At 62.7% G+C, this 12,811-nt stretch carries 10 protein-coding genes and 2 pseudogenes; 6 read left to right on the top strand and 6 right to left on the bottom strand.

Translation table 11 applies throughout. The features are described 5' to 3' along the window. Positions 1-139 precede the first annotated feature (139 nt). Together ACMHLQ_RS04415 and ACMHLQ_RS04410 are read right to left on the bottom strand one after the other, a co-directional pair. Complete coding sequence (locus tag ACMHLQ_RS04415; RefSeq protein ID WP_415403590.1) at positions 140-535, bottom strand: hypothetical protein; 396 nt, start codon at positions 533-535, stop codon at positions 140-142. 50 nt (positions 536-585) lie between these two features. Further along, entirely contained in the window at positions 586-1,599 is a 1,014-nt protein-coding gene (locus ACMHLQ_RS04410) for an alkane 1-monooxygenase (RefSeq protein WP_415403589.1), read from the bottom strand. A gap of 211 nt (positions 1,600-1,810) precedes the next feature. Here ACMHLQ_RS04410 and ACMHLQ_RS04405 point away from each other — a divergent pair. Further along, a pseudogene (locus ACMHLQ_RS04405) lies at positions 1,811-3,503 on the top strand (NAD(P)H-dependent oxidoreductase subunit E). 522 nt (positions 3,504-4,025) lie between these two features. Here the strand turns inward: ACMHLQ_RS04405 and ACMHLQ_RS04400 are convergent. Beyond that, positions 4,026-4,376: pseudogene (locus ACMHLQ_RS04400) on the bottom strand (lytic transglycosylase domain-containing protein); the annotation flags it as partial. A gap of 73 nt (positions 4,377-4,449) precedes the next feature. Here ACMHLQ_RS04400 and ftsY point away from each other — a divergent pair. From ftsY to ACMHLQ_RS04385, 3 genes are all read left to right on the top strand, one after another. Continuing rightward, positions 4,450-5,754, top strand: a complete 1,305-nt coding sequence (ftsY, locus tag ACMHLQ_RS04395) for a signal recognition particle-docking protein FtsY (protein ID WP_415403588.1) — start codon at positions 4,450-4,452, stop codon at positions 5,752-5,754. Positions 5,755-5,863: 109 nt separating this feature from the next. After that, entirely contained in the window at positions 5,864-6,766 is a 903-nt protein-coding gene (locus ACMHLQ_RS04390) for an EamA family transporter (RefSeq protein WP_415403587.1), read from the top strand. 6 nt (positions 6,767-6,772) lie between these two features. Further along, positions 6,773-7,390: an inner membrane-spanning protein YciB gene (locus ACMHLQ_RS04385; protein ID WP_415403586.1), complete on the top strand. Its 618-nt coding sequence runs from the start codon at positions 6,773-6,775 to the stop codon at positions 7,388-7,390. Between the two features lie 8 nt (positions 7,391-7,398). On the opposite strand, the gene ACMHLQ_RS04380 is transcribed toward ACMHLQ_RS04385, so the two are convergent. From ACMHLQ_RS04380 to ACMHLQ_RS04370, 3 genes are all read right to left on the bottom strand, one after another. Further along, complete coding sequence (locus ACMHLQ_RS04380; RefSeq protein ID WP_415403585.1) at positions 7,399-8,106, bottom strand: cyclic nucleotide-binding domain-containing protein; 708 nt, start codon at positions 8,104-8,106, stop codon at positions 7,399-7,401. Between the two features lie 114 nt (positions 8,107-8,220). After that, the gene (locus tag ACMHLQ_RS04375) at positions 8,221-8,904 is read right to left on the bottom strand and encodes a glutathione S-transferase N-terminal domain-containing protein (RefSeq protein ID WP_415403584.1); all 684 of its coding nucleotides are present in this window, start codon (positions 8,902-8,904) and stop codon (positions 8,221-8,223) included. Between the two features lie 22 nt (positions 8,905-8,926). Further along, on the bottom strand, positions 8,927-9,865 hold the full coding sequence (locus tag ACMHLQ_RS04370) for an alpha/beta hydrolase (RefSeq protein WP_415403583.1): 939 nt from the start codon (positions 9,863-9,865) through the stop codon (positions 8,927-8,929). Between the two features lie 288 nt (positions 9,866-10,153). On the opposite strand from ACMHLQ_RS04370, the gene metZ reads away from it, so the two are divergent. Together metZ and folE2 are read left to right on the top strand one after the other, a co-directional pair. Then, positions 10,154-11,341 carry an O-succinylhomoserine sulfhydrylase gene (gene metZ / locus ACMHLQ_RS04365; RefSeq protein WP_415403582.1) on the top strand — a complete coding sequence of 396 codons (1,188 nt, stop codon included), beginning with the start codon at positions 10,154-10,156 and terminating at the stop codon, positions 11,339-11,341. A gap of 152 nt (positions 11,342-11,493) precedes the next feature. Then, a complete protein-coding gene (folE2, locus tag ACMHLQ_RS04360) occupies positions 11,494-12,597 on the top strand; it encodes a GTP cyclohydrolase FolE2 (protein WP_415403581.1) in 1,104 nt (367 codons plus the stop codon). The last annotated feature ends 214 nt before the right edge of the window (positions 12,598-12,811 follow it).

Genomic DNA, 12,811 nt, shown 5'->3' with positions numbered 1-12,811 from the left:
GTCCGCGCGCAGCATCAGCCGGGCTAAGGCGGAGGTGACCTCCGCCTTACATCCATATGTATTGCGTGGAAGTGCCGTTGGTGCGGCCAGCGATGGCGCCAAGGTAAGGCGGACGTGTCGTCCGCCCCGCGCTTACGGCTCAGACCCCGATCTTGGGGCCAAGACACACCATTTCTTCGCCCACATCCTGCGCCTCGTAGAGTTCGGCGCTGGTGGGGTCGTTTTCGAAAGTCGCGATTAGCCCGCCTGCCTGTTTCTCGAATGACCAGCATTGCGGATCAGGGCGGTCTTCGTAAACGAAACAGATGTTGCGCCCTTCGTTGTACCAATAGCCATCCTTGCAATCCCCATCGAGGAAAGACCAGGTCACGCGCCGGTTTTCGTGATAGATTTCAGCGCCGTAGGCATCGCCCAGGCGACCGTAATACAGGGTTTTCCCGGTGACATAGGCCTCGAATTCGGCGGCGGTCATGGGCTCCGCGATGGCAGGTGTGGCCAGCATGGCAAGGGCGGGGATCAGCGCGCGCAACGTCATGGCGGCAGTTTGCCAGAGTGGGGCGGGCAGCACCAGTCGTTCGGGCCGTTTCAGAGCGGCTGCGGCACCATATCGCCGCCTGCGTGGCGCCACTTGGCCACCCGCTTGTCCATCACGCGCCGCCACAGCGGCGGAACCAGCGCGATCACGGCCATCATGGGCAGCGAATGGGGCAGCATCGGCATCGTTGCGTCGTCGAGATCGAGTTGCGGATAGGCCAGGGCTGGCCGGGTATGATGCGCGGAATGGCGCGGTGCGTTCAGCATCATGGCCGACGAATACCAGTGCGGCGCGTTCCACGAATGGGCCGGTCCCATGGGTGCACGCCGACCATCAGGGCCAACAGCCCGCTCCAGCCCATAATGCTGGACATAATCCGACAGCATCAGCTGCGTTTGCGCGTAGGCCGAAATGGTGATCAGCCCGATCAACCCCGGCACTCCACCCAAGGCGCAGGCGGCCAGCAGGCTTACAAGCGCGCCCAGCACATAGCCCACATAAGGCATCGGCCAACGGGTGCCACCATGGCGCTGGCGTTCGGCCCGCAACCCGGCGCGAAAGCTGCCGATCCACGTGCGCGGCAGATAGGCCCAGAACCCTTCGCCGCCCCGTGCCGTAGCCGGATCAAGCGGGGTGGCCGCGTGCACATGATGCACCAAACGGTGCGCACTGGTGTGGTGGCCAAACAGGATCGAGGCATAGTTGAGCGCCCCAAGGCGAAAGGCCCAGCGGTTCGCGCGATGGATCAACTCATGCGCGTTAGAGTTTGATATCTGGCCGAAAAACAGCCCGCAGCCAATCACGATCAGCACCTTGTCAAGCACGGGCAAAGGCCCGTTCATCGCCCAGACAGCCAGACCAAGCAGCGCGAAATGCACGACCCCCAACACCTCGGACAAGCGGTGGCCGTCCGTCTCACGCACCGACCTGGGCACGTTGATCTTGTCAAAGGCAAAGACCACAACCGTGATCGACGCGATGCCCGCGAGTGCCCATGATCCACCCCACAGGCAGGCGGCAGCCAGCATGGCGGCGGGCAAAAGTGTCGCAAAGACAAAGGGCATCGGGCAGAATCACTTTGGTTCAATCAGGCGCACGCTATCATACAGGTGATTGCGACACCTTAATGGCCGAATGACGCACCCCGCGTTGCCCATCCGCTGCACGGTGATGAGGATCGGCGCGTGAATTGCGCCCTGACGGGTCGCTTTTGGGCTGATAGGGGCGCAGGCCCGCTGATATCCTCGCTTCAAAATCGAGCCAAGGGAGTGCGGCATGGCGCTGGATCAAGCGGGTAAAGGCAAAGGCGTCTGGAAGTCCGGCAAGGGCAAGGGGCGGGTGCGCCCCAAGGGCCGCGCGCTCGAGGATCAGGCCTGGGACGAGGTGCGCGCACTGCTGGGCGACCAGCCCCGCCGCAGCGATCTGCTGATCGAGTTCTTGCATCTGATCCAGGATGAATACGGACATCTCTCCGCCGCGCACCTGCGCGCATTGGCCGAAGAAATGCGGATGAGCATGGCCGAGGTCTACGAAGTCGCCACCTTCTACGCCCATTTCGACGTGGTGAAAGAGGGCGAAACACCACCCCCGCGCTGACCATCCGCGTCTGCGACTCGCTCAGCTGCGAGCTGGCGGGCGCACAGGCCCTCAAATCCGCGCTTGAGGATGGGCTCGACCCGTCAGAGGTCCGCGTGCTACGCGCGCCCTGCATGGGCCGGTGTGACACCGCGCCCGTGCTGGAACTGGGCCACAACCACATCGACAACGCGACCCCTGAAAAGGTGCAGGCCGCCATCGCGGCAGGGGACACCCACGCCCACGTGCCCGATTACGAAACGCTCGATACCTACATGGCCGAGGGCGGATACGCCGCGCTCAAAGACCTGCGCGCCAATGGCAACTGGGAGGACGTGCAGGCCCGGATCAAGGACAGCGGCTTGCGCGGTCTTGGCGGCGCTGGCTTCCCCTCGGGCACCAAGTGGGGCTTTGTGCGCGGCAATGCCGGTCCCCGCTATCTGGCCGTGAACGGGGACGAGGGCGAGCCCGGAACATTCAAGGATCGCTACTACTTGGAGCGTGTTCCTCATCTGTTTCTCGAGGGCATGCTGATCGCCGCCTGGGCGGTCGAGGCCGACACCGCCTACATTTACATGCGCGACGAATATCCGGCCGTGCTCGACATCCTCGCGCGCGAGATCAAGGCACTGGAACAGGCCGGCATCGTTGCCGAAGGTTATATCGATTTGCGCCGGGGTGCGGGTGCGTACATCTGCGGCGAAGAATCCGCGATGATCGAAAGCATCGAGGGCAAGCGCGGCATGCCCCGTCACCGTCCCCCTACGTGGCGCAGGTCGGCATCTTTGGCCAACCCACGCTGGTGCACAATGTCGAAACCCTGCACTGGATCGCGCGCATCTGCCGTGAGGGTCCCGAAGTGCTGAACAGCACCGAACTCAACGGGCGCAAGGGCCTGCGCAGCTATTCCGTCTCGGGCCGCGTTTCCGCACCCGGTGTCTACCTGCTGCCCGCAGGCTCTACCATCACCGACATCATCGACGCGGCTGGTGGCATGGCAGAGGGCCACGTGTTCAAGGCCTACCAACCCGGAGGCCCGTCCTCCGGCCTATTGCCCGCATCCATGAACGACATCCCCCTCGACTTCGACACGCTGCAACCGCACGGCACCTTCATCGGCTCGGCGGCGGTGGTTGTCCTGTCCGATCAGGACCGCGCCCGCGACGCCGCCCTCAACATGCTGCGGTTTTTCGAGGATGAAAGCTGTGGTCAATGCACGCCCTGCCGGGTGGGCTGCGAAAAGGCGGTCAAGCTGATGCAGGCCGACACCTGGGATCAGCCGCTGTTGGACGATCTGTGCACGGCGATGACCGATGCCTCGATCTGCGGTCTGGGGCAGGCCGCCCCGAACCCGATCAAGCTGGTGATGAAACACTTCCCCGACGAGGTTTAGGTCGGGTTGCGGTAGATCCGGCAGATGCAGCCATCGCGCGCCAGAGCGCGGCACAATTGGGCGGCGCCATCGCGCGTCTGCCGCCCGATACGCCCCATGACGTAGGGGGCGTCCCCGGATGCGCGACGGGATGTTGATGTAATCGACGGTCTCCTTGCCCACCGTTCCGCGACAGCTCTGCGTCTGGCGCGCCACGTTCGCCCGCGCGTCCTTGGCCGTCTTGCCAAAACCGATCTGCACGCCCCAGGCCTTCCATCGGGGCGGTGGTGGCCCCAGCGATGTTACCCGCCGCGCCTTTGCCATCGCCAGACAGGCGGGCATGAAGGGCACATCGCCGTCCAGACGAAAATCATGGGTGTCTGGCGGCGCATCGCGCCAATCCTCGGCATTGAGCCCAGTGATGATGCGCACATAGTTGATGGTCTCGCGCGCCAGCCCGCCGCCTTCCATGAAGCCGTCCGCGCGCCGTTCACCCCCGTTATAGGCCACCGCCGCCAGCCCGGGATTGCCATACCGACGCTGCAATTCGGCAAGGTAATGGGCGGATCGCTCCATCGCCTCGGCCGGATTATAGCTGTCTGACAAATTGCGCAGCTTGGCCGTGCCGGGCATGAACTGTGCAATGCCCTGCGCTCCTGCGGGGCTGAGCGCATTGGCATCAAACCGGCTTTCCTGCCACAAGAGCCGCGCAAAGAAACCGGCATCCAGCAGGTGGCGACGGCTCGCGCCCTCAATGTGCTGGCAGATGTCAAAGGCCGCGTGATCGGGCCGGATACAGGCCACAGGCCCAAGGCGACCGGTGGAACACAGCGTGCCCGGCGCATCTGCCAACCCCTCCCGTGGCACCCAAACGGCCACCACCACCGCAACCATGCGCCAAAACTCATACCTTTTCATGCCGCCGCGCCCGTATTAGGTCAGGTGTCAGACCAAGTATCGGGGCATCATGGCATTTTTCAAGAAACTCAAGGACCGGCTGTTCAAATCCTCGTCGAAAATCGACGAGGGGCTCGAGGCGATTGTCGAAGACGGCGGTGAAGAGGCGCTGCCCGATCCGCAACCCGACCCCGAGCCGGAACCGATCCCGACACCCGCGCCCGAACCACAACCCGAGCCAGAGCCAACACCCGAACCCGAGCCGGAGCCAGAACCCGAACCGCTGCCGATCCCGGACCCGGTGCCGCAACCTGTGCCAGAGCCTGCACCTGTGCCTGAACCGGAACTGCCACACGTCCCGGAGCCAGTGCCAGACCCCGCGCCGGTCGAATTGCCAACACCGACGCCCGAACCCTACACGGCGCCAACTCCGATCGAAATGCCGCCCCTCGCCCCCGAGGCCGAGGCACCATCCGAACCCGCACGCCCCGGCATCCTGGGCCGCCTGCTGGGACGCAAGGACAGCGCCCCGGTGCTGCGCCGCACACTCGATGACGACATGCTCGAGCAGCTTGAGGAGTTGCTGATCGCCTCGGACATGGGCGTCGACACGGCCCTCCGCGTCACTGCGAACATGGCCGAAGGGCGCATGGGACGGAAACTGAGTGTGCAGGAAATCAAGGAATTGATGGCCAGCGAAATCGCCCGGATCATGGAACCTGTGGCCAAGCCGCTCCCGCTTTACCCGCAAAAACCCCAAGTGGTGCTGGTCGTGGGCGTGAACGGGTCGGGCAAGACCACGACCATCGGCAAACTCGCCAGCCAGTTCCGCGCCGCAGGCAAATCCGTGGTGATCGCCGCGGGCGATACGTTCCGCGCAGCGGCTGTCGAGCAACTCCAGGTCTGGGGCGAGCGGGCCGGGGTGCCCGTACTTACCGCACCCGAAGGGTCCGACCCCGCCAGCCTCGCCTTCGAGGCGATGACAAAGGCGCAGGAAACCGGCGCGGACCTCTTGATGATCGACACCGCTGGTCGTCTGCAAAACCGGGGCGATCTGATGGAGGAACTGGCCAAGATCGTCCGCGTCATCCGCAAGAAAGACGACAGCGCCCCGCACAATACGCTGTTGGTGCTGGACGCCACAACTGGTCAGAACGCGCTCAACCAGGTCAAGGTCTTTCAGGAGGTGTCCAACGTCTCCGGCCTCGTGATGACCAAGCTCGATGGCACCGCCAAGGGCGGCGTGCTGGTTGCACTGGCGGACAAGTTCGGCCTGCCGATCCACGCCATCGGTGTGGGCGAACAGATCGATGACCTCTCTCCCTTCGATCCCGAAGATTTTGCCGCAGCGCTCACAGGTCTCGAAGACGCATGATCCCTCCTTCATCTTGCCAGATAAACTCCGGGGGGAGGCCGCAGGCCGGGGGGCAGCGCCCCCAAGAATTTTTCTTCAAAATTCTTTCCCCCGTCGGCCCCACACCTGAATGACCGCCTGGCTGGCCAGCATCGAAGGCACTGAAACCGGCCACCAGGTCGCGCTGGCCCTCGCCATACTCGCCGCCTTCCTTCATGCGGTCTTCGGCGCGCTGCAAAAGGGGCGGCACGATCCATGGCTGACGCGGGGCGCTATAGATGCCTCCTACGGCCTGATGGCCGCGCCCTTTGCGCTTTTCATTGTGCCCTGGCCCGAGCCGCATATGTGGCCCATATTCGCCACCGTCTTTGTCATCCACGTTGCCTACAAATGCCTGCAGGCCTGGGCCTATACCAAGGGTGCCTACACGGTCGTCTACCCGGTCGTGCGGGGCACGGGGCCACTATTCACGGTCATCGGGGCCTATTTCCTCTTTGCCGAAACCTTCACGCTCACACAGTGGCTAGGGGTGGCGGTGTTGCTATCGGGCATCTTCGGGCTGGCCGCCTATAACCTGCGCTATCTGGAAACCGAGCGTGACACGCTGCACATGGCCCTCGGGCTTGCGGTTCTCACGGGCCTCTTTGTCGCGCTCTACACCACCTATGACGCCTACGGCATCCGCGCGACGGAAAACCCGTTCACGTTCCTTGCGTGGTTTTTCATGATCGACGGGCTGTTCATGCCGCCCATCGCCTATATGCGCTGGCGTCGCATGGAAAACGCACCCAGCGTGCCACCCTTGATGCTGCGCGGCGTGATCGGGGGGATCGTTGCCTTTCTCTCCTTCGGCTCCATCATGATGGCCACACGGCTCGACAAGGTGGGCGAGGCGGCGGTGCTGCGCGAAACCTCGACCGTCTTTGCCGCCATTATCGGTTGGCTGGTGCTGAAAGAAACGGTAGGACCCCGCAGGATCGCGCTGATGGCGCTGATCGCTATTGGGGCAGTCATTGTGGAAATGGGCGGATAGAACAACATGAGCGACGCACGCGACATCAACCCGATCCTGAAACAGGTGCTCGAACTGGGCCCGCCACTGGTCTTTTTCCTGATCTACCTGCGCATCCGGGACAACAGTTACGAGATGGGCGGGGTCGAATACTCGGGCTTTATCGTGGCCACGCTGATCTTTGTGCCGATCCTGCTGATCGCCATGGCCGCGCTCTGGGCACTGACGGGCAAACTCAGCCGGATGCAGATCTTCACCGCCTTCATGGTGATCTTCTTTGGCGCACTCACCGCCTGGTTCAATGACGAACGGTTCTTCAAAATGAAAACCTCGATCGTCTATGCCATGTTCGCGCTGCTGTTGGGCATCGGCTTGTTGAGGGGGCAAAGCTGGTTGGCCTACGTCCTCAATGACGCGATGCCCATGCGGCACGAGGGATGGATGATCCTGACCCGGCGGCTCTGCGCGATGTTTGCCGGGCTTGCCGTCGCCAATGAAATCGTCTGGCGCACCATGTCCACCGACACATGGGTCAAGATCGAAACCTTCGGCTTTCCCATCGCGCTGGTCGCATTCCTGTTCTGGCAGTTCAGCGCCCTTCAGGACTACCTGATCGAAGACAGCGACCAGTCAGACGCATCCTGACGGGTCACCTAGACCAATTCAGGCTTGGGCGGCACCGCCGTGCGCCATTGCGAGTGGGTGGGGGCAATGGCCTGCGCCACCTTCACCGCAAGATCGACGGACAGGGTCGCATCAAGCGCCAGCTTGAACCGCGTGTTGCGCGCCGCCTGGCGGCGCAGGGCGTCAAAGCGCCATTCCAGCACCTCGGCCCCTGAATCCAGCCAGGTGCTCGCGGAACTTGGGGTGCCGATCAGATAGGCCACCTCGCCCACAAAAAGGCCGGGCGGCAGCGTGAACCTGTCGCCGCCTTTCTCCACCTGGGTCGTGCCCGAAATGACATAGTACAGCCGCTCGCCTTTGCCGCCTTCGACCGTGGCTTGAAGCTGCTCCGTGATCGTGTAGCGGCGCGCGTTCTTCATCAGGGCGCGGAAATCACCGGGGTGCAAGGTCGGAAACAGCGCAAAAAGGTCCGCATGTGCCGCGGGCACCGCCAGTTTCGAACGCCGCGCCATCAGGGCGAGGATGCCGGTGATGTTGGCCGCCCCGATCAGGGTGCTGATATAGATCGCCTCCCACAGCGGTGTCGGGCCGACGGTAAAGTAGTAGACAATGTAAAACGCCGTGCCGGTCAACACGAACAACCGCAGGACAAGCTGGTTGAGGACGACCAGCCCCAACACGTACAACCCACCCGCCGCATAGACGAGCCATTGTGGGTTCACGACAAATTCGGCCATGAATATTCTCTTCGACAACAATTCGCGAAACAGTGCGCGACAATGCGTTGACAAAGCAAAGGAAAAAGTCGGCCCCGTATAGTTTGACGGTGTCGGCCTGGGCGTTGAACGGCTCTATTTCTGCTTGAACAGCCGGTCCTGCGCATCCTTGTCGACCTGCGTCTTGCGCTTGTCCGCATGCAGCGCGCGACCGGCCTGCACGGCGGGGCGGTCGCCCACGGCCTCCAGCCAGCGGGCAAGGTTCGGCTTGTCCTCAAGCGTCTGTTCCTGCCCCTGCCACAGCGACGCCCAGGGCCAGATCGCCATATCTGCAATCGAATAGTCGCCCGCCACGTATTCGGTGTTCGCCAACTGCCGATCCAGCACGCCGTACAGACGGTCGGTCTCGCCCCGATACCGGTCCTTCGCATAAGCAATGTCGTGGCCCATTTGCGGCGCATACTTTAGGAAATGATGCGTCTGCCCGGCCATCGGGCCCACACCGCCCATCTGCCACATCAGCCACTGATCGACGGCAATGCGGTCACGCTCGGTTGCCCCGCCAAACTTGCCGGTCTTGCGCGCCAGATATTGCAGGATTGCCCCGGACTCAAAGATCGAAATCGGCGCGCCATCCGGCCCGTCCGGATCGACAATCGCGGGCATCCGGTTGTTGGGCGAGATTTTCAGGAAGTCCGGTTTGAACTGATCCCCGGCAGAGATATCGACCAGATGCACCGCATAAGGCAGCCCGAACTCCTCGAGCGCGATAGAGGCTTTCCACCCGTTTGGTGTCGGCCAGAAGTAAAGATCAATCATGAATGTACCCCCTGTCAGGGGGTCATGATGCGGGTTTCTGCGCCATGGGCAAGGGCAGCGACAGGGCAGGGCGGGCAAACATACGTGACCAGCGGGGCGCCACTGCGGCGGGCAGGACCTGTTGCAGCACATCCATCGGAACTGTATCGGGCCGGCGCAGGGCGCGCGCATAAAACCGCAACACGCCGGGGCGCGTATAGCTTGACCAGTGGCAGATGCGACGCCGGGACGGCCCGATATGGCCGCCAAATCGGGTCAGGATCAACAAGGTGCGCGCGCAATCCAGCTGGATGTTGACGGCATTGGGCAGGTCCAGACCGATCCCCATGGCCCAGTCTCCGCGCAGGGGCGGCGTAATCAGCCGTTCATAAAGAAAGTCGAACAGATCGTTTTCGCGGCTGGTGATGTTGAACAATTCCGCACTGCGTCCGGCGGGTGTCTGCATGGCCGCAATGGCGCGGCTGGCATAGGTCGCGCCTGTCAGGGTCACGATCCGCTGCACGGCCCCTGCGGGCAAGGCGTGGAGCGCCTCGAAGATCACTTCGGAGCCCATGGAATGGGTCACGGCATGAATGGGGCGGTCAGGCGCGCGGGCGCGGATGTCCTTGATCACCCGGGCCAGATGTTGCCCGGCCGCCTGCGCCGAACGTTCGGCGCGCCACAGGTTGCCCCGCGCGCGCCAGCCAAAGGCAATGGCCAGTCCCTCATCCGTGCTGCCGGTGCCAAAGCCCAGATGGCGCAACCAGCCCACGTCGCGGGCGCGGTCGGACTGTGCGGCGCGCGCGAAAATGGTGGCATGGGGCGAACGGCCCGTGCAATCGGGGTCATATTTGAACCCGTGGATCAGGATGATGATGGGCCCTGTGCCCGACGCGGCTGTGCGGATCGCCGAGCACGCAGAAGCGGGTGAGCCATGGAGCCTCAGCCCCTCGGGGCCAGCATTCAGTCTCAGGATCGGCATTCCACCACCTCCTACCACATCTAGTGGGGCCCCTATGACCGAGACATATGACGTCGGGATGAATTTAAAGTTACAGCACCGTGACGGTGTTGACGTGCAACACCCCCGGGCGTATCCGGTGGATGTGGCGATTTGTTACCGGATTGCGGGCCACTTCGGACGTCCTGATGACAGGGCAGGCCGATAAATTCCGCTAAAAGGTCAGGATGAAAGCCCCCCTTTCGCTTGACCCGCGTCTGGGGGTTTTTTGTGGCCTGACCCCATTTCAGGCCCGATACGGAGTTGAACATGTCCGAGAAATGGAGCCCGCGCACGCGCGCTGTCCATGGCGGCACCCGCCGCAGCCAATATGGCGAAGTGAGCGAAGCGATCTTTTTGACCCAGGGGTTTGTCTACGAAACGGCCGAAGCCGCTGCACAGCGCTTCGAAGCCGCCGGAGAAGACGAGTTCATCTATGCCCGCTACGGCAACCCGACCGTCGCGATGTTCGAAGAGCGTATGGCATTGCTTGAAGGCGCCGAAGATGGGTTTGCCACCGCCTCGGGCATGGCGGCAGTGTCGGGCGCGCTGACAGCGATGCTGAAGGCCGGCGACAGGGTTGTGTCGGCCCGCGCGCTGTTCGGGTCGTGCCTCTACGTGCTGGAAGAAATCCTGACCCGCTACGGGGTCGAGGTCGAATTTGTCGATGGCACCGATCTGGCCGCATGGGAGGCTGCGATCACCCCGGGCACCACGGCGGTGTTCTTTGAATCGATCTCCAACCCGACGCTCGAAGTCGTGGACATCGCCGCCGTCTCGGCACTTGCCCACAAGGTCGGCGCGACGGTGCTGATCGACAACGTCTTTGCCACGCCCGTCTACTCTGACGCCATCGCGCAGGGCGCAGATGTGGTGATCTATTCCGCGACCAAGCATATCGACGGGCAGGGGCGCGCGCTGGGGGGCATCATCCTTGGCACCAAGGAGTTCATCCGCAAAACGGTGGAACCTTACATGAAACACACCGGCGGCTCCATGTCGCCATTCACGGCGTGGATCATGCTCAAGGGGCTGGAAACCATGGAATTGCGGGTGCGGGCACAGACCGCCTCTGCCCTCGCTCTGGCCGAGGCACTGCAAGGGCACGAGGCTCTCGCGCGGGTGATCTATCCCGGCCATGCCAGCCACGCCCAAAACCCGCTGGTCCAGACCCAGATGGGCGGCAAGGGCGGCACGGTCCTGTCCCTCGACCTCGTGGGCGGGCAGGAAACGGCGTTCAAGTTCCTGAACGCGCTGAGCATCCCGGTGATCTCGAACAACCTTGGGGACGCAAAGTCGATCCTGACCCATCCCGCGACCACCACGCACCAGCGCCTGCCGCAGGATCAAAAGGACGCGCTCGGAATCACGCCCGGCCTCGTGCGCATGTCGGTCGGGATCGAGGATACGGACGATCTGGTCGCCGATATCCTGCAAGCCCTCGAAAAAGCAGTATAATGCAAGGACGGCCCCACTGCCGGGGGCCGTCAGTTTCCCCGAATAAATGTCATCCATGTTTCAGCTCAACACGTAACTGTTAGACTGATTGGAAATGTGAAGGCGGGTGGCTTACATACCCTCTACACGCAGACAGAAAGGGGGGCTACTTTATGAACATTCATACGCCCGACATCACCGCAATACCCGAACGCGACGAGGCCGAAGCAGCACTGGATACACTCCGCCGCTGGGCCAAAACCGCCTCAACCACCGAAATTCTCGAACTCGACCCGTCCGTGGCACGGCTTGTGCCTGGCGGCGATGGCGTTGATTACCCGTCGTTCGAACGGGACTATCCGGATGATTTCGCGGTTGATTCTGCGTATAAGGACACACTGCCCGACCTGCAAAACGGCCCCTCCAGCCTGATCCGGGGGGCCAAGCAGCAAATCCAGCACGTAGGAATCTCGAATTTCCGCCTGCCTCTGCGCGTGCAAACGCGCTCGGGCGATGCGCTGACGCTGGAAACATCCGTGACCGGCACGGTCAGCCTCGAGGCGGACAAGAAGGGCATCAACATGTCCCGCATCATGCGGTCCTTCTACAAACATGCCGAGGAAACGTTCAGTTTTGAAGTGATCGAGGCAGCGCTGGATGACTATAAATCCGACCTCGAAAGCTTTGATGCGCGCATCCAGATGCGGTTCTCCTTCCCGATGAAGGTCGACTCGTTGCGCTCTGGCCTGTCAGGCTACCAGTACTACGACATCGCACTGGAACTTGTGGAACAGGCGGGGGTGCGTAAGAAGATCATGCATCTCGACTACGTCTATTCGTCGACCTGCCCTTGTTCGCTGGAACTGAGCGAGCACGCACGTGCGACGCGCGGCCAACTGGCGACACCGCACTCGCAACGCTCTGTCGCGCGGCTGTCCGTGGTGCTGGACGAAGACGCATCCTGCCTGTGGTTCGAGGACCTGATCGAGGCCTGCCGCCGCGCCGTGCCCACCGAGACGCAAGTCATGGTGAAGCGCGAGGATGAACAGGCATTTGCCGAGTTGAATGCCGCGAACCCGATCTTTGTCGAAGATGCGGCGCGGCTGTTCTGCGCGCAACTGCTCGCTGACGTGCGGGTCGGGGATTTCCGCGTGGTGGCAAGCCATCAGGAAAGCCTGCACAGCCATGATGCGGTATCCGTGCTGACCGAGGGCGACACTTTTGCCACCGACAGCATCGATCCGCACATGTTTGCAACGCTGTTCCACGTGGGCTGACGGGCGGGGCGGAGGACACCTCCGCCTTACGAAATCGGATCCATGTAAGGCGCACCTGATGGTGCGCCTTTTTCATGTGAACATGCGCGCTGCACACAACGTGGTAAGGCGCATCAAGATGCGCCTTACGTCTGCCCAAGGCGCCCAATTTTTCACTGGTAAACAAACGGTTTACCCGCGCACCGCAAACCGGCCATGCAGTATCGGCATTGGT

This window comes from Tateyamaria algicola (assembly GCF_047715485.1).
Classification (GTDB): Bacteria; Pseudomonadota; Alphaproteobacteria; order Rhodobacterales; family Rhodobacteraceae; genus Tateyamaria.
Note: the sequence above shows the minus strand (reverse complement) of the source record. Positions and strands in the feature narration are given on the sequence as shown.

Excerpts from the sequence above, each read along its gene's own strand:
- ACMHLQ_RS04415 (WP_415403590.1), bottom strand. The coding sequence starts at position 535 with ATGACGTTGCGCGCGCTGATCCCCGCCCTTGCCATGCTGGCCACACCT.
- ACMHLQ_RS04410 (WP_415403589.1), bottom strand. The coding sequence starts at position 1,599 with ATGCCCTTTGTCTTTGCGACACTTTTGCCCGCCGCCATGCTGGCTGCC.
- ftsY (WP_415403588.1), top strand. The coding sequence starts at position 4,450 with ATGGCATTTTTCAAGAAACTCAAGGACCGGCTGTTCAAATCCTCGTCG.
- ACMHLQ_RS04390 (WP_415403587.1), top strand. The coding sequence starts at position 5,864 with ATGACCGCCTGGCTGGCCAGCATCGAAGGCACTGAAACCGGCCACCAG.
- ACMHLQ_RS04385 (WP_415403586.1), top strand. The coding sequence starts at position 6,773 with ATGAGCGACGCACGCGACATCAACCCGATCCTGAAACAGGTGCTCGAA.
- ACMHLQ_RS04380 (WP_415403585.1), bottom strand. The coding sequence starts at position 8,106 with ATGGCCGAATTTGTCGTGAACCCACAATGGCTCGTCTATGCGGCGGGT.
- ACMHLQ_RS04375 (WP_415403584.1), bottom strand. The coding sequence starts at position 8,904 with ATGATTGATCTTTACTTCTGGCCGACACCAAACGGGTGGAAAGCCTCT.
- ACMHLQ_RS04370 (WP_415403583.1), bottom strand. The coding sequence starts at position 9,865 with ATGCCGATCCTGAGACTGAATGCTGGCCCCGAGGGGCTGAGGCTCCAT.
- metZ (WP_415403582.1), top strand. The coding sequence starts at position 10,154 with ATGTCCGAGAAATGGAGCCCGCGCACGCGCGCTGTCCATGGCGGCACC.
- folE2 (WP_415403581.1), top strand. The coding sequence starts at position 11,494 with ATGAACATTCATACGCCCGACATCACCGCAATACCCGAACGCGACGAG.